The organism is Pseudoalteromonas sp. MIP2626 (assembly GCF_013414205.1).
Classification (GTDB): Bacteria; Pseudomonadota; Gammaproteobacteria; order Enterobacterales; family Alteromonadaceae; genus Pseudoalteromonas; species Pseudoalteromonas nigrifaciens.
In genome coordinates, this window is the sequence record NZ_JAATTW010000001.1 from 166592 (window position 1) to 186617 (window position 20026).

A 20026-nucleotide genomic window follows, 5' to 3' on the forward strand; every position below is an offset into this window, starting at 1 on the left:
GGTGTATTAATCATCCGTAATCACAATCTCTACCGAGTTGTGATGCTGTTGATAGTAAAGCGTGCTGGCTATAAGCCGCGCTGCTGCGCTGTAAGTTTTGCTTATTGCTGCAGTGTTATCGCAAGCAATAAGTTTGCCCTGCTCAGAGTATTCTCGAATATCTATTGCAAGCGGAATGTGTGATAGCACAGGCACACCGTGTTTGTGTGCTAGTTTTTGTGCGCCATCTTTACCAAATACGTGGTTTGCCTCGCCGCAGTGGCTGCAAATATAATGGCTCATATTTTCAATTAAGCCCAGCACTGGCACGTTTACTTTATTAAACATGGCGATGCCTTTTTGTGCATCGGCTAAGGCTAAATCTTGTGGTGTGGTAACAATTACCGTGCCACTTGCCGGTACTTTTTGGCTCATAGTAAGTTGAATATCACCCGTACCTGGTGGCATATCAACAATAAGGTAATCAAGCTCGCCCCAATCGGTTTCATTAAGCAGCTGGCTAAGCGCCCCCGATGCCATAGGCCCGCGCCATACAGTGGCGTCATCGCTAGGTACTAAAAAGCCGATTGATTGCGCTTTAATGCCGTTTGCATCAAAAGGCTGTAACTGTTTGTTATCTTTAGTGACGGGCTCTGCGCCTACCAAGCCTAAAAGCATAGGGATTGACGGGCCATAAATGTCGGCATCTAAAATGCCAACTTTTGCGCCTTCGCTGTGCAGCGCGCCTGCTAAATTAACAGCAGTAGTCGATTTACCCACACCGCCTTTACCTGAGGCAATAAGCACAATATGTTTAATTGCTTTAAATTTTGCAGGCTCTTTAAGCTCTACCGTGGCCGACACAGTTACTGCCACCTTGAGAGCGTTAGTGACATGCTCTGCCACCATTGGCATTTCTGATTGTGCCGCAAATGGCAAAATTAAAGTAATAGCGAGCGATTTGTCATCGTTTTGGGTGATATTCTTAATGAAGCTTTCATCAATACCCACAGCAAAAGCGGCACTACGATACGCGGCTAAGGCAGCAAAGATCGGTTGTTTTTGCACCGATTTAGAAGAGAATAGTTTCGACAGTCCAAACATAGTAATTAAATAACGTTTCTTTGATGAAAAGTGCCTCGGAATTATGTAACATTCAGGGCATTAACACCAGTCAATTAATACAAATCCACAAGCTGTTGCGTTGTTAGCGCTTAGCTTGTAAATAAATTAATGATTTTCATCCGTTCCTTAATAGGAACCGTCAATTCGGAATGATTATGGCACAGCGAAAGATCCTGATTACCAGCGCATTACCTTATGCAAATGGCCCTACTCACTTAGGTCATTTATTGGAATATATTCAAACTGATATTTGGTCACGTTTTCAAAAACTCCAAGGCCACGAAGCCTATTATGTTTGCGCCGACGATGCCCATGGCACGCCTATTATGCTTAACGCGCAAAAGCAAGGGATCACGCCTGAAGAAGCGGTAGAAAAAGTAAGTATTGAGCGTCAACGCGACTTTGCCGACTTTAATATTAAGTTTGATAATTATCACAGTACCCACAGCCAAGAAAACAAAGAGCTGAGTGAGCTTATTTATAATCGCCTAAACGATGCAGGCCATATTAAAAGGCACACTATTTCGCAGTTATTCGACCCAGAAAAAGGCATATTTTTACCCGATCGCTTTGTAACCGGTACGTGCCCAACTTGTAAGTCTGAAAATCAAAATGGCGACAACTGCGACTCATGTGGCGCAACATACAGCCCTACAGATTTAATTAACCCGCGCTCGGTTATGTCTGGTGCTGAGCCTATTTTAAAAGACTCTGAGCATTACTTTTTTGATTTGCCAGCATTTGAAGGCATGTTAAAAGAGTGGTTACACTCGGGTACTATTCAGCAAGAAATGGCTAACAAGCTTGATGAGTGGTTTACTGATGGCCTGCAACAGTGGGATATTAGCCGTGATGCGCCTTACTTTGGTTTTGAAATACCAAACGCACCGGGTAAATACTTCTACGTTTGGTTAGATGCGCCTATTGGTTATATGGCCAGCTTTAAAAACCTGTGTGATAAAAATGGTATCGACTTTGATGCTTTTTGGGCTGCAGATTCAGACGCTGAGCTTTACCACTTTATTGGTAAAGACATTATTTATTTTCATAGTTTATTTTGGCCAGCAATGTTAGAAGGCGCTAATTTTAGAAAGCCAACTAACGTATTTGCCCACGGTTTTGTTACCGTAAATGGCGAAAAAATGTCTAAATCTAAAGGCACGTTTATTAAAGCGCGTACTTATTTAGATAATTTAAACCCTGAATATTTACGTTACTATTACGCGGCAAAATTAAGCGGTGGCATTGTTGATCTTGATTTGAACCTAGAGGACTTTGCGCAACGCGTAAACTCAGACCTAGTAGGTAAAGTAGTAAATATAGCAAGCCGTTGTGCGGGCTTTATTACTAAAAAGTTTGATGGCAAGCTAAGCGCAAGCGTTATGCAACCACAGTTACTTAAAGAATTTCAAGCAGCGGCACCAAGCATTACAGCCCATTACGAAAACCGTGAGTTTAGCCGTGCAATTCGCGAAATAATGGCGCTTGCCGACAAAGCAAACCAATTTATAGATGCCGCAGCACCTTGGGTACTCATTAAAGACGAAACTAAGCAACAAGAAGCACACGAAGTTTGCTCATTGGGGCTTAATTTATTCCGCGTGTTAATTACCTACTTAAAGCCTGTACTGCCTGAAATGGCCGATAACGTAGAAGCATTCTTAAATGACGACCTTGCATGGGACGGTGTGCAAAATGCATTAGTAAGCCACCCTATCAATAAATTTAAACCGTTAATGCAACGTGTAGAAATGGACAAAGTAAATAAAATGGTTGAAGAGTCAAAAGAAAGCTTAGAGTCAAAAGTGACTATTGACCCTAATAGCCCACTGGCTAAAGAGCCAATTTGTGATGAAATTGAATTTGATGACTTTGCAAAAGTAGACTTACGCGTAGCAAAAATTGCTAAAGCTGAGCACGTAGAAGGCGCCGATAAACTACTTAAGCTAACACTTGATTTAGGCGGCGAAACGCGCCAAGTGTTTGCGGGTATCAAATCAGCTTACGCTCCAGAGGATATAGAAGGTAAGCTTACTGTTATGGTTGCTAACCTTAAACCACGAAAAATGCGTTTTGGCATGTCAGAAGGCATGGTATTAGCTGCAGGCCCTGGCGGTAAAGAGATTTACATTCTTAACCCAGACGACGGCTCAGAGCCTGGCATGCGTGTAATGTAAGCTTTCTTATATATTAAAAGCCGCTGAATTTATTAGCGGCTTTTTTGTAAGTAAATTATTAACCTAACTTATAGGTTATATTTATTTTAGCTAAATGAATAACTAAGCATTGCGAGCTAATATAAATTATCCAATTTATATACCTAATTTGTGGAAAGTACCCTTCACCGCTATTCCCATAAATCCAATATAAACCAATTAATGCATCGGCAATTGCCGCTAATACTAACCCTAAACTAACCAGCCATACTCCCAAAGGCGCGTTTAACCTGCGATATGTATTAAGCAGTACTAAACTCATTAATCCCACACTGGTTATAACAAAACTATGAAGCCCGGTTAATAGCAGTACATAATAACCTGCCTCTGGAATATGCATAAAATAAAAACAAAGCAGCGATATTAATAGCGTGCCCCCTAAATAAGCAGCCACATAATATAATGGATACATAACTAAACTACGGCTCGCCAGTAGTACAGCAATAAAGAGTAAGCTGTATCCGGGTACAAAAAACCACACAGAGTCAGCTAAATAGTCGTGCTTAATTACCTCGTTATAACGGTAATATTGATTGCTTAAATTAAAATTTACCACGTCTCCACAAATGCATAAGACTAAGGAGGCCATGCATAATAGGGCGATATAACGTTGTTGTTTGTTTTTAGTGTGTTTATATACCCAGCGGGTAATACTGGCGCTATTAAATAACAGAATAATTAAGGTTATTATTTCAATAGCTAAAAGCACTTTACCCTGTGGTGAAGGCCATAAACCATATATACCTGCAGCCCCTAAAAAAATAGCCGCTAACCAAGCTAAAAACGAAAGCGTAATATGTTTATTCATAAAAACAACTCCAGTAAGCTGCTTTACGTTATTGTATATTTTTGTCAGGGGTAGATTCTGCTTTCATAGTTTGCATCTCTTTATCGGCTTTTAGCTTACATACGGCCAACTGCTCTAAACGCATGTTTTTAATTGCTTCTAGCGGATCATCAAGCGCCCTACTTTGCTGCGATAATGCATATTCAGCGCTGTCATCATTTTTAATTGTCATTATTAGCTACCTTATTATGTAATTTATATTTTGGGTTTACCATCATTTAGCTAAGCTCTTTGCAGCTATAATTTATACAGTACTTTAATTAATCTGAGCTTCGGATAATTAGCGATAAAAAAGCTTGAACAAATTATTGCCCAGCTGTACATTAGAAGCCTCTAATATATAAAGGTGTATTATGCGCTCTATTTTATTATTTACCAGCTTGTTTGTTTCATCAAGCGTATTAGCTAATAGCGACGATGCGTACTTTGCTCGTAGCACTGTTAAAGCATTTTCAACTGATTTAAAAAATGTTTTAGTAAGTACCATGAAAGCAAATGGCCCTGTTGCAGCAATTGAAGTATGCAATATTAGTGCGCCGGCTATTGCACTACAACACAGTGCGAATGAGTGGGAAATTAGTCGTACATCATTAAAAGTGCGTAATCCTAATAACCAAGCTAACGAGTGGTTAAATTCAATACTGCTCGATTTTGAGCAGCGTAAAGAAAATGGCGAACCTATAGCAAGTATTGAACATCAAGAACAAAAAGCCGATGCTTGGTATTTAGTTAAAGCAATTCCTACAGGGCAAGCTTGCTTAGCTTGCCATGGTAGTGAATTAAAGCCTGAAGTAAAAAATAAATTAACTGAGCTTTATCCAAGTGATAAAGCAACTGGTTTTAATTTGGGAGATATACGAGGCGCTTTTGTTGTAAAAAAACACCCTTAAATACCATTATTATTCAAACTGTTAAACCTCTTACCCTGAGTGCTGGTTAAGTATTAATACTGGGGTTACTCTGCCTTATTTAACACATATTAAAGTAAGTGTTCCACAGGCAGATAGCCAAATAACCAAGCCTGAAAACGTACCCAGGTGCTGGCCTCTGGCTCAGCGTTTTTACTTACCACTTTAGTGGGTGTAATTGATTCATCTAACCACAGTAAGTCGTGATTAAAACCCCACCAATTTTCAGTTTTAGTGACATCTAACCGCCATGCATGGCGAGGTAACTCTTCTAAAAATATATCTGCTGCTGTGCTTGCCATTTTGTCACTATAAATTACAACACCTATTTCGGTATTTAAATTAATTGAACGTGGATCTAAGTTCATTGAGCCAACAAAAAGTGTATTACGATCAAAAATCATTGTTTTGGCGTGTAAGCTCGCTTTTGATGAACCAGCTAAATCGGTGATTTTTTTATGTTTTGCTTTATCTTTAGATTTAATTTTAGGCTTAGACTTAGGTTTTACTGTAGCGCGTAACTCCCATAATTTAACGCCCGCCTCTATAAGTGACTCACGATAGTTTGCATAGCCGGCGTGCACAACGGGTACGTCGTTGGCCGAGAGCGAATTAGTTAAAATGGTCACATTAGCACCGGTATTAATCCAACGCTTTAAGCTTGCAACGCCTGCATCACCGGGAATAAAATAAGGTGAAACAATTAATGCTTCACTGTGTGCATCATTTAGTAAGTTACTTAATGCTGGGGCCATATAACCGGTATTATCATCACCCATATTCATTATTTTATCAGGGTGATCGTATACTAGTTCAGAGTTTGCCCAGTAAAGTGCTAGCTGTCCGCGTAGCAAATTATCAATAATATCCAGCGACTCTAAACGCCTTAAATAGGCTTTACTTTGCTCACTAGTGTATGTTTTAGCGAGTTGTTTTCGTACTTGTTCTAGTTTAGCTGCACTTGATGCTGGCGCTATATGTTTAATCGCTACCGAGAGTGAATGATTCCAATATAAATCAAATGCAGTGGCCACGCGTGGTGCAAATTCTCCCACGCCAAGTACATCTAAATCAGAAAAATTAGTGTAAATATTAGCAGAAAAATAAGTATCTCCAATATTACGGCCACCAATAATAGCCGCCTGATTATCAACAATAAACGACTTGTTATGCATGCGCCTATTGATCTGTTTAAAATTAGTTAAAAAATCAACATAAGGTAAAGTGCGATTTGAAAACGGATTAAATAACCGTACTGACACATTAGGGTGTTGCACCAAGGCACTAAATAAAGCGTCTTGGCTTTCGTGGCCAAAGTCATCTAGTAACATGCGTACCCGCACGCCTCTATCGGCTGCATGAAGTAAGTAATGAGTGAATATTTTGGCCGTAGTATCGTTATGAAATAAGTAATACTGCACATCAATAGACATTTCGGCTTTTTCTATTAATAACAGCCTAGTTGCAAATGCATCAAGGCCATCACCAAGTAGATAAAACCCCGAACTCTCAGGGTGTTTACTCGCCTCTAATGCTATGCCTTTAGCTAAGCTAGTATTTTGCGTTTTGCTAAATGCATAGCTAGGTTCGGCTTGAACCTTAGGATAACTAGCGCAGCCAAAAAGCATGCTTATAACCATAAATAAACAAAGAGAAATTGCCGATAAATATCGCATAAATGCTATCAGTTCTCATAATATGTGAGCCTAGTTATATAGGTGATTTAAATGATTATACTATTATTGGGCTGGTTTCTCGATAGTGTTAACTTTACTTGCCCTTTTTTTAACTGAGTAAATTGTAAAAGGTAGCATAATTAATTGATTTAATAAAAAACCAAATACTAGCCCAAACGCAATACCGGTAAAAGTAAGCGGTATGCCTAATTTAAAGTTATCAATAGTATTTTTTAATATATCGAAACGGGTGGGAGTAAACATATAAATTAGTTTTTCAAAAAAGTTACCCTGTTTAAATATAGTCATTCCACCTTCTAAATCTGCAAATAAATCAAGGGTTAACAGCTTTTGTTGTGCATCAGTTTTAACACTTGGCTCGCTATTGCGTAAGTGTCTATCAATCATTGCTTTAACACTGGGAAACGCATGCATTTGGGCGGTGGCTTTATAACCATCAACTTGCCATTTTGTTGCCTGATACAAGCCTGCTAAATGTTGCTGATAATGATCCGTAAGTTGCGGTACTTGCAACGCTATAATTAATGCTACGGCAAAGGTTAGCTTATCAAATATTCTTACTATCATGAGCAATTTCCCTTAGCATTTGCGTATTAAAGTTAAAAGTCTATTTATAAATTTAATCTAAAAAGCGATTACTTATGTCCTCTGCTGGCAACCAACAGGCATTGGTACGCCCAAACCACTTATAACGTCTAGCACCAATAAAATCATAACCCCAATCTCGTAATGGCCGAGGTATTATGAGTAACACTTGCAACAACGGCCATAAACCCGATAACTGCCCAGCAGTACGAAGTGCCGCTGTTGACTTAAACCAAATGCCACTATCGTCAATAAGCACCACAGAACCCAGCTTACTTGTAGCTTCACTTCCCTGCTGCTTGAGTAAGTTTTTTGCTACAGTTGACTGCAATGACGCAAAGCGAAATTTTTTATATGGATCATGTTCAATCACAAAGCGTACCGAGCCTGTGCATAAATTGCATACGCCATCGAACAGTAATATAGGCGATTTTTTAGTCTTTAAGCTCATATTATTGACTCTGCTGAACAGGTGTTAAAAAATAGCAGGAATATCAAGCTACTATAATTACCATCAATTTACATTCGTTTTATTACTTTATGCAATACAACTCAATGGTATAACCCGGGCTTTTATTTAGCTGCTAAAATACAAACACGCTTATTCAAGCGCTTTTAATAATCGATCAGTTCGCGGTAAATAATAGTTATCGTAATCAAGCGATACAATTACTCGCTCTGCTTTACCTAACATTTCGCTACGCGGGATCAAGCCTATTACGCGAGAATCGGCACTGTTATCGCGGTTATCCCCCATGGCTAAATAGTAATTATTCGGGATTGTGATTTTATCAAACCCTGCTAATCGCGACGCTCTATTGGCTACTCTTATTGAGTGTTTATGACCGTTTAAATTTTCAATTTTATCAAGTGAACCTAAATTACTGTGCAAACTAGCATAGTTAAGCTTTTTACCATTAATAATAAGCTCGTTATCCTCAAGTGACACAGTATCGCCAGGTACGCCTATTACCCGCTTTATTAAGCGGTTATCAGCTTTTTTTGAATCAAATACTATGATATCACCTACTTGTGGGTCGCCTAACTTCATTAGTGGTATATGCGTAAAGGGTAAGCGTAAGTCATAAGCCATTTTATTTGTTAAAACTCTGTCGCCTACTTCAATGGTGGGCCGCATAGAGCCTGTAGGTACTTCGTACCAATCGGCAACTGCACTTCTAAATACGCTCATTAACGCTATAAATATGATTAATGAACGGTTATTTTTCCAAAATTTAATCAGTGTTTTCATACAATATTCCCACCATTTTATCGACTAAAACTAAGACGCTAAAAATCAATCGCAGTTCAATTACTAATGTAACAAAACATGTTTAAGGTGAGCTAAAATACCAAGGTATAAGGTTATACCTTGGTTAAAAGTGCGGAGGGATTACTGATTTAACTTATCTTTTGCGGCTTGTACTTTCGAAAAGTCTAAACCTAACTCGTCTGTCGCTTCTTTAATTAAGTGCGGCTGAGTCATCACTACTGCCATTAGTTGCTGTAGTTTTTCAGGTGGTATACCAAGTTGTTGCACCATGGCCATTGCCATCATTGGGTTTTGCGTTAATGCTTCAAATAGCTCGGCTATTTGCTCGTCGCTAACATTATGCTCTTTTAAAGTGGCGATAATTGGATTCATTATTAACCTTATTATGTGTGTTATAACTAAATTATATTGACTACCAGAGACATAAACAATGCCTATACATTACACGTACTGGTTTATTCTACACTTAACACTACTTTACCGGCGTTTTCATTGCGCTCTAAAATAGCATGAGCCTCGTTTGCTTGGCTCCAAGGTAGCACTTTATATAAATTAAAATCGTAGCTTTTACTTGCAATATCGCTATAAAAACGCGCTACAAAATCATCTCTTAATGCACGTTTAAACTCTATACTACGGTTTCTAAGTGTTGATGCATGAAACGAGATACGTTTTTGCAGTAAACGGGCAAAATCAACTTCAGCAAAACGACCATCTAAAAATGCCAGCATTACAATTTGGCAATCCATAGCCGCAACGGCCGCATTTTTGTTTAAATAACTGCCCGAAACAGGATCTACAATTGTGTTAGCCGTTAGGTTATTAGCCTTCATATATTCTACAAAATCAGTGGTTTTATAGTTTATAGCATGATCGGCACCCAGTGCTTTGGCATGTGCACATTTTTCATCTGAACCTGCGGTTATAACCACGGTTGCTCCTGCACTTTTAGCCATTTGGATTGCAGCACCACCCACACCACTTGCACCTGCATGAATTAACGCCGTTTGCCCAGCTTGTAATTTACCTAATTCAAACAAAGCACCAAATGCTGTTAAATATACTTCACTTATTGCAGCGCCCTCTCTCATAGATACATCATCAGGTAATTCCATTAGCTGTTTGGCATCAACCGCAACATATTCACTGTAAGCACCACCAGCACATAAAGCAAAAACGCGTTTATTTAGCCAAATTTTATCAACTTTACCACCAATATCGCAAACGGTGCCTGCGCACTCTAATCCTAATATTTGGCTGTCATCTTTTGGCGCCGGATACTTACCTTGGCGCTGCATACAATCGGCGCGATTTACACCAATGGCGGCTACTTTTACCAGTACTTCATGGCTCTTTAAAACCGGTTTATTGGTTTCATTAAATGCAAGTATGCCATCTTCATGAGAAATGTATTTCATTGCCACTCCTAAGCTTTATATAACTAAACGCTATTACTAAACGTTGCATAATTAAATTAATGTAATTTATATATGGGGATCAAAACACCTTATTTAAAGCGCCAACTTTGTTTATATGGATACACGTCGGGTAAATAGCCTTGTTGTACCTGTTGTTGGCACGTTTGCCAAAACTGGGCGTTAAATAAATCGCTGTGATGACTATTAAAAGCATTAAATGCCAATTCATTAGCACTAAAAAACACTTTAAATTGACTCGGGAAAATATCATTTGGCTCTATATCAAAATACGAGTCTGAACTTAGCTCTTCTAGCGCATTTTGCGTTTGCGGCACTTCTCTAAAGTTGCAATCGGTAAGTGGGCAAATTTCGTCATAATCATAAAACACTACCCGCCCCCAGCGCGTAACGCCAAAGTTTTTCATTAACATATCGCCAGGGAAAATATTAGCACCTGCTAAGTCTTTAATTGCTCTGCCGTAATCTAGCATCACTTGTGAAAGTGCTTTGCTGTCGCAATCATTTATGTATAAATTAAGCGGCGTCATTTTTCGCTCAACATAAACATGTTTTAAAATAAGCGCCTTGCCCGAAATAATTAAACTGGACCCAATGTGCTCTTTCATTTGTTGCAGTAACTGCTCGCTAAAGCGGCTTAAATCAAACGCTAAATACCTAAACTCATGCGTATCTACCAGTCGCCCTACTCTATCGGCTTGTTTTACAAAGTTGTATTTTTCTTTTACTTGCGCTTTAGTGGCGGTTTTTGGCGCGCTAAATTTATCTTTAATTACTTTATAAACATGGTCGGAGCCAGCAATAGTAAACACTAGCATTACCATGCCCGGTGTACCTGGCGCAGCTACATATTTAAAACTCGCGGGGCTATTTTTAGTGGTATCTACCTTATAACGATAAAACTCTGTTTTGGCATGTTTTATAAAGCCAATCGCATTAAATAGCTCAAAGCGCTGTTTATGCGGCATAAGTACACTTAAGTAATCTACATAACGCGCTGGCTGGTCGGTATCGACCATAAAATACGTACGCGCAAAACCAAATAGTAAGCTTAGCTGATCGGCGCCCATCATTACCGCATCAATTTTAAGCCCGTTAGGGGTATTTAAAATGGCAATAGCAAAGGGCATATTATCGCCATTTTTAGCAATGCATCGGCCTATTAAGTAACAGGCTTTGTTTCTATAAAAATGTGAATATGCGTATTCTATATAGCCGTCGTTTAAGTTTATTAACTCATAGACTTGCCGACATTGCTGCTTAGCACCTTGCGTTAAAGTAGCCTGCAGGGTGGCAACATCTTGGTTTAAATTACTAAATGGCACTCTAAAAACCTGATTAGTGATCAGCGTTTTTATTGCGCTATTAAAGCCATGCTGTAATGAAATACGTTTAACTAAGCTGTCGTATGGTCGAGGTTGAGTACGATATTTAGCTTTTAATACAAATAAATGCACAGTACGTATTTTTTTATCGTCCCAAATAGCACCAAAGGTAGAATTAAAAAAAGTATGCGCTATTGGCTCGTTTTCATGATTTTTTACCATGTTGCCATAAATATTTTTAGCTAATTGCCAGGTCTGTGGACAGCTTAACTCCGCGTAGGCAATAACCTTTACCGCTTCACTTACACTTTTAACTTGGCGCTCATACACTTGTAAGCGCTCGCGCATAGCACTTTGTACCTCGTGATATTGTCGCTGTTCAAAGCGGCTTTGTGCGCCCAAGGTTATATTTAAAAAGGTGGCAAACATAGCTTCAAACCCAGCAAAAACGGCGCGCGCTAACTTAGTCGCAATCACATCTTGCACTGTACTATTTTGCAGTTTATTCGTTATTGTATCTGGCATATTTACTAAGCTTATTACGGCTATTATTTTTTAGTTGTTTACACCTTAGCAAGCAGGCTTTAATTTAGATAATTAATACAGTAAATAAATAAGATTGATTAAATGAATATAAGAAATGTCGATCTCAACTTGCTTGTGTACCTAAACGTACTAATAGACGAAAAAAGTGTTTCTAAAGCGGCTAATAAACTCGCACTTACCCAACCTGCTATGAGTAATGCGTTAAAGCGGCTGCGTGACTTATTTGACGACCCGCTTTTGGTGCGGGCTTCAGGCTCTATGGCGCCCACAGCAAAAGCGCTGGCACTAAAGCCCGAAATAGAGTTATTACTTAAAATGGCTGAAGAAATTACTCAGCCCACTGAGCTATTCGATCCGACAAGTGCCAAAGTAACGTTTAGAATTATGGCAAACGATTATTTAGAGTCGACGTTAATCGCCCCTTTTATAACTGAGCAGTTGAGTAAAAACCCAGGAATAAACTTTGATATACTCAGCCCAAGTGATGTAAATCTGCAAGATATGGAAAAAGGCACCATAGATTTAGCAATTAACCGCTTTAATGGCCTACCACGCTCGTTTCACCAAGCTACGGTTTGGCGCGATAACTATTGTTGTTTAACGCACCCCAATAATCAATTTTTACAACAGTCGAGCCTAGAAGATTACTTAAAAAGCGAACATATTTGGGTAAATCGTGCAGGTTGGGGGCCTGAGCCCGCTGTTACTAATAAATCTGGTAAGCAAAAGTTAGGATGGGTAGACGAAGCACTGTGGCAATTAGAACAAACTCGAAAAATACGCGTTTTTACACGCCACTATATGATTGCCAGTTTACTGTGCCAGTCAGATAAGTTAATTGCTACATTACCACGTCGCCAAGCTAAGCTGTTAACTACGCATACTAACTTGGTTATCAGCCCAGTACCTTTTCAAATTGTACCTATTGAGGTAAAAATGATCTGGAGCCCATTGTTGCATCATGCATCGGCGCACCAATGGTTACGCAGAGAACTACTGGAATTTGCAAAAACAATTGCCGACAGATAGTAATACTAGTGCAAAGGTATATAAAATTTACAACGAGTAACTTGCACAGTAGGTGTTGCAAATTACTCGTTAAATTCGCCTAAACTTAGGCTTTAATGCGTATTAATAAGGCTTATAGCGCTGTACATGTTTCAATTGCATCACCCGTGCTACCATCTTGCATATGGCTAAACAGCGTGCCTTCAGAGCCAGTACCTGATGCTTTAGTCCAAAACTCGTACTTGTCATTCATATAGCGCGCACCACTAGCCGACACAGCAATCTTCATTTCGTATTCTGTACCTAAATAGTCAACTGTTGCAGTGTCTGTAGAGGGGTAAGTTACCGCCATTGTATTACCACTTTCACACTGATAGTTATGCACTATTACCGCTGTTTGTGCCGTGTTTTTTACGTCGGTGTGGCTGTTGTCTTGTGGCTCATTACCACAAGCCGAAAGCATTAATGTGGTGATAATAATAGCAGGAGCAAAAATTTTCATAGCAGCTCTTTATTGTTAGTTAGTGGTTAAACCATTGCCTGTGTAACAAGGTTATTGTTAAGTGTTATCTGTTAACTTACTAATAATAGATACTTATACCAGTGTGGTTTAGCCTCTGTATCTAGTTTGTAAAATTAACAACTGTGGCTACTGTAAGCTAATTAGGCTTAATGTAGCCTTGCTAAACACACTAAAATTCGTCGTAATTTAACAGTATTGATATAATCAATATCAGTTATTGAAAACAACAATTTTATTAATACTAGAGTTAGCGCTAGAGTGAAGTTAAGCCAACTAACTAAGAGTAATAATTATGCAAACTTCATCAAGCTTCACCCAACAAGACGGATTGTTTATTAATAGCCATTTTCATCAATTTATTGAGCAGCAGTTAGCACCACAAGCGGCGATGCCAAGCGATGATATTTACCAGGTACTTGCCACTTTAGTCGATGAATTTGGCTGTACTTGTCGTAAAACTAAACATAATGCGGATGATATTTTAGACGTGCAAACATTGCTTAATGCTTATCAGCATAATAACCACCCTTATTGCAATGTAGACTCGCAAACAACAGAAGCTGTTCTGGATGAGCATTGCTGCCAAGTTCCGGCCATTATTGTAGTTGCGTTAATGGATACGCTTAGCGGCACATTTAATACCGACCAAGATGCACATGCTATTTATCATCGTGCTGCGCAGTTAACTAATCGTGCATGTACGCATCGCGTAAACCTTGTTAACGTATCTGCAGCCTAATAATGGTGTTGTTTAAAAGTGCTCGATGACCCTAAGTGCAAAATCTGTACAACTTAAGGGCATCGAGTTATGAGGCTCAGATAGCAAATCAAACGTAACCTCTCCCGCCGCTAACGTGCGCTCTAAGGCATTTTCTATTAAATTAGCCGCCTCATGCCACTGCATAAACTTAAGCATTAATACCGCACTTAAAATACTGCTGCTCGGATTCGCTTTATTTTGCCCAGCAATACGCGCAAATGTACCGTGCGTGGGTTCAAAAAATGCTACCTCATTATTTAAATTAGCCGCCGGCATTATGCCTACTCCACCTACTTGTGCGCTAAGCATATCTGCTAAAAAGTCACCATTTTGATTAGTCGTTGCAACTACATCAAATTGCTCTGGGTGCATTAAACACTGCTGTAACATGTTATCGGCTATAACTTCTTTAATTATAAGTGGTGGCTGCCCTTGTCGTGGAATATGTAACCAACGGCCGTTTTCATCGTCAATGGCTTGGTATTCACGCTTAGCGAGTGCAAAGCCCCAGCGTTTAAATGCACCATCAGTAAATTTAAGCACATTGCCTTTGTGCACTAAAGTCAGCGATTCGCTGTTATTTTTTAGCGCGTAATTAATTGCGTAACGTACTAGGCGCTCTGAGCCTTCTTTAGAAATGTTTTTAATGCCAATTCCACATTCTTGGGAAAACCTTAAACGCGTAACCCCCATTTCTTCGCATAAAAAATCGAGTACTTTTTCGCTTTCAAAACTACCAGCTTGCCACTCTATACCCGAGTAAACATCCTCACTGCTATCGCGCAACACAGTGATATTAGTTAAATAAGGATTTTTTAACGGCGATGGCAATGCACTAAAGCCTTTTATAGTGCGCATATTGACAAATAAATCCATTTCTTGTCTAAGTGCAACGTTAAGCGAGCGAAAACCACCACCCAAAGGAGTCGTTAATGGCCCCTTAATCGCTATTTTACATTCTCTTACTGCATTTATTGTTTCTTGTGGAAACCAATCACCATCATATAATTTGGCTGCTTGCTCACCATTGTATACTTGCATCCAATGAATTTTTCGCTTTGCTTGGTAACAATGCGCTATCGCGCTATCAACCACTTTTCGCATTACCGGCATCACATCTTGGCCTACACCATCACCATCAATGTAAGCAATAATAGGTTGCAACGGAATTTGCCATTGGCCATTTTTTGCTATTTTTATGCTTTGCCCCTGTTCGGGCACATTAATATGTTGATACTGCAAAGCTAACATCCATCAAAAGTACATTACCCTCGATTAAAGCATGTTAAATTAAGCGTGTCTGCAGTTGCTTTTTATAGCGACTATTACAGTAATGAATAGTCAGAACTTGCCATTTTATAGCTGTTAATAAATGAGTTTTTGAATTGGCGCAGCTTATAATAATTAAAACTGTAAAAGTAATCTTAGTGGTTTTTATACGCACTTATTATTTGCAGCCGGGCATTTTTAATGCGCTTCGCTATTCGCTGTTTTTATAACTTTATAAAAATATTGGTAACCATATTCACTAAAATTTTGTGACTGCTGATTCATAAAGCCATGCAGGTATAGTGTTTTTAAACAGCGCACATTGTTTTTGGCCGATAAATTAGTTATTAATTCATCTACATTAAAGTGCGGTTCAAACCCAGGGAAAATGAATTCACATGGATGAATAGCATCTATATTTAAATAATTACGTATTTGCGTAGGATAAAAAGCAATTACTTTTTTAAGATGTGTAGTTGTAGTCCTCGCTTGTGCCCGCCATGCAGCGCTAGCACCGGCACTAAATGCAATACAAATAGTGGGTTTGCTTAATTTATTAAAATATTCTTCGAGCTTGGCTGCATATTCGTCATAGCCACAGTGTTTAATAAATAACTTATAGTATTCCTCTTCATTTTCAATGGCTTGATGAACTCCATTATAGGGATCAACTATTTGGTTTTCAGCATTAAAGTGCTTAGCTAATTGCTGTAAACAAGGTGTTTTACCGTAAATATCGCTGATAACTAGGTATTGTATCATTTCCCTTTTAAGTTATTGATAGTGGCTGTCATAAATAATATAACAAAAAGCTTGCATATAAAATACAACTGGGTTACCTTCCCTCTCTGGTTTAAATAAACCACCGCGGTTAACCATTTACCCTGATCCAGTAAGCCCCGCAAAACGTATATTCAAAAGCTAAGTTATTGTACGGCGAGAACCCCTTAAATAATACCGAGATGATTTTATTATCATCGCAAAAGTGTCATAAAGATCGTCAACACTGTAATGAAGCTAAACACAACATCGTTAATTTATTAACTGCATATAGCTATAAAAAATAGCGCAGAATAAATAACAAGAATAAAGTGAGTTTTATTATGTCTTATAAATATAATGGGTCTATGATCCAAATTGCACATCCAGTGCAGTCAATTTCAGTAAACAAACATCGTGTAATTTTTAGTGATACACAAGGTTTAAAAAATGCATTGTTTCAAAAAGCAAGCGATGCGCGTCAATTTGTTAAATGGCTAAAAGCTAGTTAACCTACACAGATTATAATTTGCCTACTTATTAGCGCAATAATCAAAATTAAATGCCAGCCTTGTTGCTGGCATTTTACTTTTTATCACTTTATTAGCTACACTTAAGGTTAATAAAATAATTGTGGGTAATGTTTGTAATGCTCCGCGCATTTTTAGTCGTTTTTATACTTAGCTTATTCAGCTCGCCAAGCAATGCTAATACCATTAACTGGTTAACGCATGACTTCGCCCCCTACTACATTTTAAATGGGGAAAACAAACGCCAAGGTCGCGACGAAAGCATTATTTCTTTACTCGAAAAACAACTCCCCCATATTACTTTTAATAGAATACTCATTCCTTCGGGCAGAGTTATCCAAGAACTCTCCAATACCTCAGCCAACACCTGTGCTTTGTCACTGTATAAAAATAGTTTTAGAGAAGAGCGCATTTACTTTACTAATGAAAGCTCCACCACAGGCCTTTCGCCATCAGTCGCTATGCATATTAAACTCAGTAAAGCACTTAAACTACCTGCAGATAAAGCGGTGTCGTTAGCCTCTTTAATTACGGCTGATAAATTAACTTTAGGTATTTCTATGAGCCGCTCTTACGGCAACGAAATAGACACGCTTATTAATACCACACCCGATATAAACTTAATTATTAGACCCACCCGAGATAGCTTAGCAAGTCTTACTTATATGCTTAATTTAAAACGCATTGATTTGTTATTAGGTTATCCAAGCGAGCACTACTATTTAGCTAAATCTATGAATTTTGATAAAAATCTAACACAGCGGCCGCTTCTAGAGTCGCCTGAATTAAGTTATGGCTATATAGGTTGCACTAAAAACCAGCAAGGTGCCAAACACATTGCTTTGTTAAATGAACAACTAAAAATAATTAAAAAAACCCAAGCTTATACGCAAATATTAATGCGCTGGTTACCTCAGCATTTAAAAGTAAAGCTTAAAACACGCATAGCAGAAACAAAAAACGCCACATAATGTGACGTTTTTATCGACAGTGTTTACTTTAGCTATTACTTGCGAATACCTTCAATAGATAAACCAATATCAACATGAGTTGATGCAGGGCCTAAATTGTAGTCAATGCCATAATCGGCTAACTTAAGGCTAGTTTCGCCTTCAAAACCGACACGATGACCACCCCATGGATCTTTACCTTCGCCTACTTTATCTATTTCAAAGGTAATGGTTTTAGTAACGCCATGCAAAGTAAACTCACCCGTCACTTCACCAGAGTCGTCGTCATCAAACTTTACGCTAGTGCTTTTAAACGTTGCCGTTGGGTATTTACTAACATTTAAAAAATCTTTACCTCGTAGGTGCTTATCGCGCTCTGCGTGGTTAGAATCTAAACTCGTGGTATCAATGTTTACCGTGATCTGTGATGCGTTTGGCGTTTTTGCATCGTAACTAAATGTACCGTCAAAGGTATTAAAGCGACCGTGTAACCAACTATAGCCTAAATGCTTTATTTTAAAGTTTACAAACGCGTGTGCACCTTGTGTATCAATCACATAGTCAGCAGCGTTTACTGCACTTGCCGATAGCAGCATAGCACCTGATACCGCGGTACTTAATAGTAATTTTTTCATTGTAATCATCCTTTTATTGGTAAATACCCGTTAACATAAATAGCTAACCTGAGTTCAAATTGGCTATTTACTTTTTAGTGTTCATTGGTTTAATCATTCGAATTAATGTTTTATCTTTATCTATAAAATGGTGTTTTAAAGCGCCTAATGCATGCAATACGGCAAAACCAATTAAAATGCAGGCCGCGTAATAATGCACTTCCCCAGCAATATCGGCTTGTCCGTCAAATGTAAAGTTTATTGCTGGCACATTGAATAAGGTAAACACTTCGATAGCTCGCCCATCTGCGGTAGAAATTAAATAGCCTGCTACAACAATAACCGCCAAAATAATGTACATAATAATATGGGCAGTGTGCGCTATTTGGTTCATCGCTTTGTTAGTACCCAGTGGCTTAGGTTGAGTCGAAAAAGTGCGCCATAAAATTCTAAACAAAAACACCGCAGCTAAGGTTAAACCTATGCTTTTATGCAAGTCTAATGAGCCTTTATACCAACTATCGTAGTAGGTAAGTTCTACCATGTACAAACCAAGGCCAAATAAACCAAAGATAGTTAATGCCATTAGCCAATGTAAAATAATCGCAATAAGCCCATAAGATGCAGGCGAGTTTTTAAACATGTCTTTATTCCTTTATGTTATTACACCTACAGTATCGCGCAAGAGCATAAATAGGAATAACATTTACAAACACTTTAAGTGCATATACGCACAGAAGTATATTTATGCAGCCAATTTTATTAACTAGTAAATAATAAATAGAGAATTATGGGACTTGCAAGCGGAGGTTTTTAATAACTACTGGTAATTGTAATCGTTATTAAAAGAGACTGTTTTTGAGTGCTTATTAATAACTATTGAGTAGTATTTTTACTGAGGCTCACATAAATAAGGCTATCAGATGTGACTTGTAGGCAGGTAATTAACCCTTCTTTTACCAGCTCAAGTATTGCAATAAAACTCACCACAGCACCGCTTCGCCCTTCATTAACCGTAAAAAGCGCACTAAATGGTAAAGCCGATTGAGTGTGTGATAACTGCTGCAATATTTGGCTCATACGTTCACGGGTAGAAAGTACTTCGGCGCTAATTAGATGATGCTCTAGAGTTTTAGCGCGTGCCATTATATCGCTCAGGGCAAAAAGTAAATCTTTAAGCTGCACTTCAGGAAGCTGCTCAGTGGTATTTTCAGCTACTGGCATAGCAGCATGAGCTACAAAAATATCACGGCCTACACGTGGAATTTCATCTAAGTTTTCGGCGGCTTTTTTAAATTGCTCGTACTCTTGCAAACGTTTAATAAGCTCTGCGCGAGGATCTTCCTCTTCTTCTAGCTCTTTGTGTACGGGCAACAGTAAACGAGATTTTATTTGCGCCAATAAGGCGGCCATGACTAAATACTCGCCCGCAAGTTCGAGTTGAAACTCAGTCATCATTTCAACATAACTCATGTATTGCTCTGTAATACTAAAAATAGACAGTTCGAGTACATCAAGCTTGTGTTTTTTTATTAAATACAGCAGTAAGTCGAGCGGGCCTTCAAACGTTTCTAAAATAATTTCCAGCGCGTCTGGCGGAATATATAAATCTGAAGGTTTATCGACCATGGCTTTACCATGTAAAAAAGCCAGTGGCAGCTTTTGCTGCACTGGCT

The 20026-nt window shown here is 38.6% G+C and carries 22 protein-coding genes; 6 read left to right on the forward strand and 16 right to left on the reverse strand.

The annotated features are described in order from the left end of the window. Positions 1-6: 6 nt before the first annotated feature. Positions 7-1083 carry an iron-sulfur cluster carrier protein ApbC gene (gene apbC, locus HC000_RS00720; protein ID WP_179806635.1) on the reverse strand — a complete coding sequence of 359 codons (1077 nt, stop codon included), beginning with the start codon at positions 1081-1083 and terminating at the stop codon, positions 7-9. Between the two features lie 176 nt (positions 1084-1259). On the opposite strand from apbC, the gene metG reads away from it, so the two are divergent. Beyond that, entirely contained in the window at positions 1260-3281 is a 2022-nt protein-coding gene (gene metG, locus HC000_RS00725; RefSeq protein ID WP_179806636.1) for a methionine--tRNA ligase, read from the forward strand. Between the two features lie 58 nt (positions 3282-3339). On the opposite strand, the gene HC000_RS00730 is transcribed toward metG, so the two are convergent. Together HC000_RS00730 and HC000_RS00735 are read right to left on the reverse strand one after the other, a co-directional pair. Next, positions 3340-4128, reverse strand: coding sequence for a hypothetical protein (locus tag HC000_RS00730; RefSeq protein WP_179806637.1), 789 nt, complete (start codon positions 4126-4128; stop codon positions 3340-3342). Positions 4129-4156: 28 nt separating this feature from the next. Then, a complete protein-coding gene (locus tag HC000_RS00735; RefSeq protein ID WP_179806638.1) occupies positions 4157-4339 on the reverse strand; it encodes a hypothetical protein in 183 nt (60 codons plus the stop codon). Between the two features lie 181 nt (positions 4340-4520). Between HC000_RS00735 and HC000_RS00740 the strand changes: the two genes are divergently transcribed. Then, positions 4521-5057 carry a DUF3365 domain-containing protein gene (locus HC000_RS00740; RefSeq protein ID WP_179806639.1) on the forward strand — a complete coding sequence of 179 codons (537 nt, stop codon included), beginning with the start codon at positions 4521-4523 and terminating at the stop codon, positions 5055-5057. 89 nt (positions 5058-5146) lie between these two features. Here the strand turns inward: HC000_RS00740 and HC000_RS00745 are convergent, their stop codons facing one another. The 7 genes from HC000_RS00745 to aceK form a co-directional block, all read right to left on the reverse strand. Then, complete coding sequence (locus HC000_RS00745; protein ID WP_179806640.1) at positions 5147-6703, reverse strand: phospholipase D family protein; 1557 nt, start codon at positions 6701-6703, stop codon at positions 5147-5149. Positions 6704-6814: 111 nt separating this feature from the next. Continuing rightward, complete coding sequence (locus tag HC000_RS00750; RefSeq protein WP_089368178.1) at positions 6815-7339, reverse strand: DUF2937 family protein; 525 nt, start codon at positions 7337-7339, stop codon at positions 6815-6817. A gap of 52 nt (positions 7340-7391) precedes the next feature. Continuing rightward, complete coding sequence (locus HC000_RS00755; protein ID WP_179806641.1) at positions 7392-7808, reverse strand: DCC1-like thiol-disulfide oxidoreductase family protein; 417 nt, start codon at positions 7806-7808, stop codon at positions 7392-7394. A 150-nt stretch (positions 7809-7958) separates the two neighbouring features. Beyond that, positions 7959-8609 carry a signal peptidase I gene (gene lepB / locus HC000_RS00760; protein WP_179806642.1) on the reverse strand — a complete coding sequence of 217 codons (651 nt, stop codon included), beginning with the start codon at positions 8607-8609 and terminating at the stop codon, positions 7959-7961. A gap of 141 nt (positions 8610-8750) precedes the next feature. Continuing rightward, the gene (locus HC000_RS00765) at positions 8751-9002 is read right to left on the reverse strand and encodes a DUF2999 domain-containing protein (RefSeq protein ID WP_058373242.1); all 252 of its coding nucleotides are present in this window, start codon (positions 9000-9002) and stop codon (positions 8751-8753) included. Between the two features lie 83 nt (positions 9003-9085). Beyond that, complete coding sequence (locus HC000_RS00770; protein WP_179806643.1) at positions 9086-10048, reverse strand: zinc-binding dehydrogenase; 963 nt, start codon at positions 10046-10048, stop codon at positions 9086-9088. 89 nt (positions 10049-10137) lie between these two features. Continuing rightward, positions 10138-11916, reverse strand: coding sequence for a bifunctional isocitrate dehydrogenase kinase/phosphatase (gene aceK / locus HC000_RS00775; RefSeq protein ID WP_179806644.1), 1779 nt, complete (start codon positions 11914-11916; stop codon positions 10138-10140). A 102-nt stretch (positions 11917-12018) separates the two neighbouring features. Between aceK and HC000_RS00780 the strand changes: the two genes are divergently transcribed. Continuing rightward, complete coding sequence (locus HC000_RS00780) at positions 12019-12966, forward strand: LysR family transcriptional regulator (RefSeq protein ID WP_011327987.1); 948 nt, start codon at positions 12019-12021, stop codon at positions 12964-12966. A 112-nt stretch (positions 12967-13078) separates the two neighbouring features. Here HC000_RS00780 and HC000_RS00785 read toward each other — a convergent pair whose 3' ends face one another. Next, on the reverse strand, positions 13079-13447 hold the full coding sequence (locus HC000_RS00785) for an MliC family protein (protein WP_011327986.1): 369 nt from the start codon (positions 13445-13447) through the stop codon (positions 13079-13081). Between the two features lie 313 nt (positions 13448-13760). Here HC000_RS00785 and HC000_RS00790 point away from each other — a divergent pair, with 313 nt between their 5' ends. Further along, on the forward strand, positions 13761-14207 hold the full coding sequence (locus HC000_RS00790; RefSeq protein ID WP_179806645.1) for a hypothetical protein: 447 nt from the start codon (positions 13761-13763) through the stop codon (positions 14205-14207). Positions 14208-14219: 12 nt separating this feature from the next. On the opposite strand, the gene icd is transcribed toward HC000_RS00790, so the two are convergent. Next, positions 14220-15470: an NADP-dependent isocitrate dehydrogenase gene (gene icd, locus HC000_RS00795; protein WP_179806646.1), complete on the reverse strand. Its 1251-nt coding sequence runs from the start codon at positions 15468-15470 to the stop codon at positions 14220-14222. A gap of 225 nt (positions 15471-15695) precedes the next feature. Beyond that, entirely contained in the window at positions 15696-16259 is a 564-nt protein-coding gene (locus HC000_RS00800; protein ID WP_218910903.1) for a hypothetical protein, read from the reverse strand. Between the two features lie 341 nt (positions 16260-16600). Here HC000_RS00800 and HC000_RS00805 point away from each other — a divergent pair, with 341 nt between their 5' ends. Together HC000_RS00805 and HC000_RS00810 are read left to right on the forward strand one after the other, a co-directional pair. Continuing rightward, the gene (locus HC000_RS00805; protein ID WP_007375427.1) at positions 16601-16768 is read left to right on the forward strand and encodes a hypothetical protein; all 168 of its coding nucleotides are present in this window, start codon (positions 16601-16603) and stop codon (positions 16766-16768) included. A gap of 137 nt (positions 16769-16905) precedes the next feature. Beyond that, on the forward strand, positions 16906-17757 hold the full coding sequence (locus HC000_RS00810) for a transporter substrate-binding domain-containing protein (protein WP_179806776.1): 852 nt from the start codon (positions 16906-16908) through the stop codon (positions 17755-17757). Positions 17758-17792: 35 nt separating this feature from the next. Here HC000_RS00810 and HC000_RS00815 read toward each other — a convergent pair whose 3' ends face one another. The 3 genes from HC000_RS00815 to HC000_RS00825 all read right to left on the reverse strand — a co-directional run bounded on the left by HC000_RS00815 (position 17793) and on the right by HC000_RS00825 (position 19979). Continuing rightward, the gene (locus HC000_RS00815) at positions 17793-18371 is read right to left on the reverse strand and encodes a YceI family protein (protein ID WP_179806647.1); all 579 of its coding nucleotides are present in this window, start codon (positions 18369-18371) and stop codon (positions 17793-17795) included. A 67-nt stretch (positions 18372-18438) separates the two neighbouring features. After that, on the reverse strand, positions 18439-18993 hold the full coding sequence (locus tag HC000_RS00820) for a cytochrome b (protein WP_179806648.1): 555 nt from the start codon (positions 18991-18993) through the stop codon (positions 18439-18441). A gap of 233 nt (positions 18994-19226) precedes the next feature. Further along, positions 19227-19979: a ScpA family protein gene (locus HC000_RS00825; protein ID WP_231617945.1), complete on the reverse strand. Its 753-nt coding sequence runs from the start codon at positions 19977-19979 to the stop codon at positions 19227-19229. Between the last annotated feature and the right edge of the window lie 47 nt (positions 19980-20026).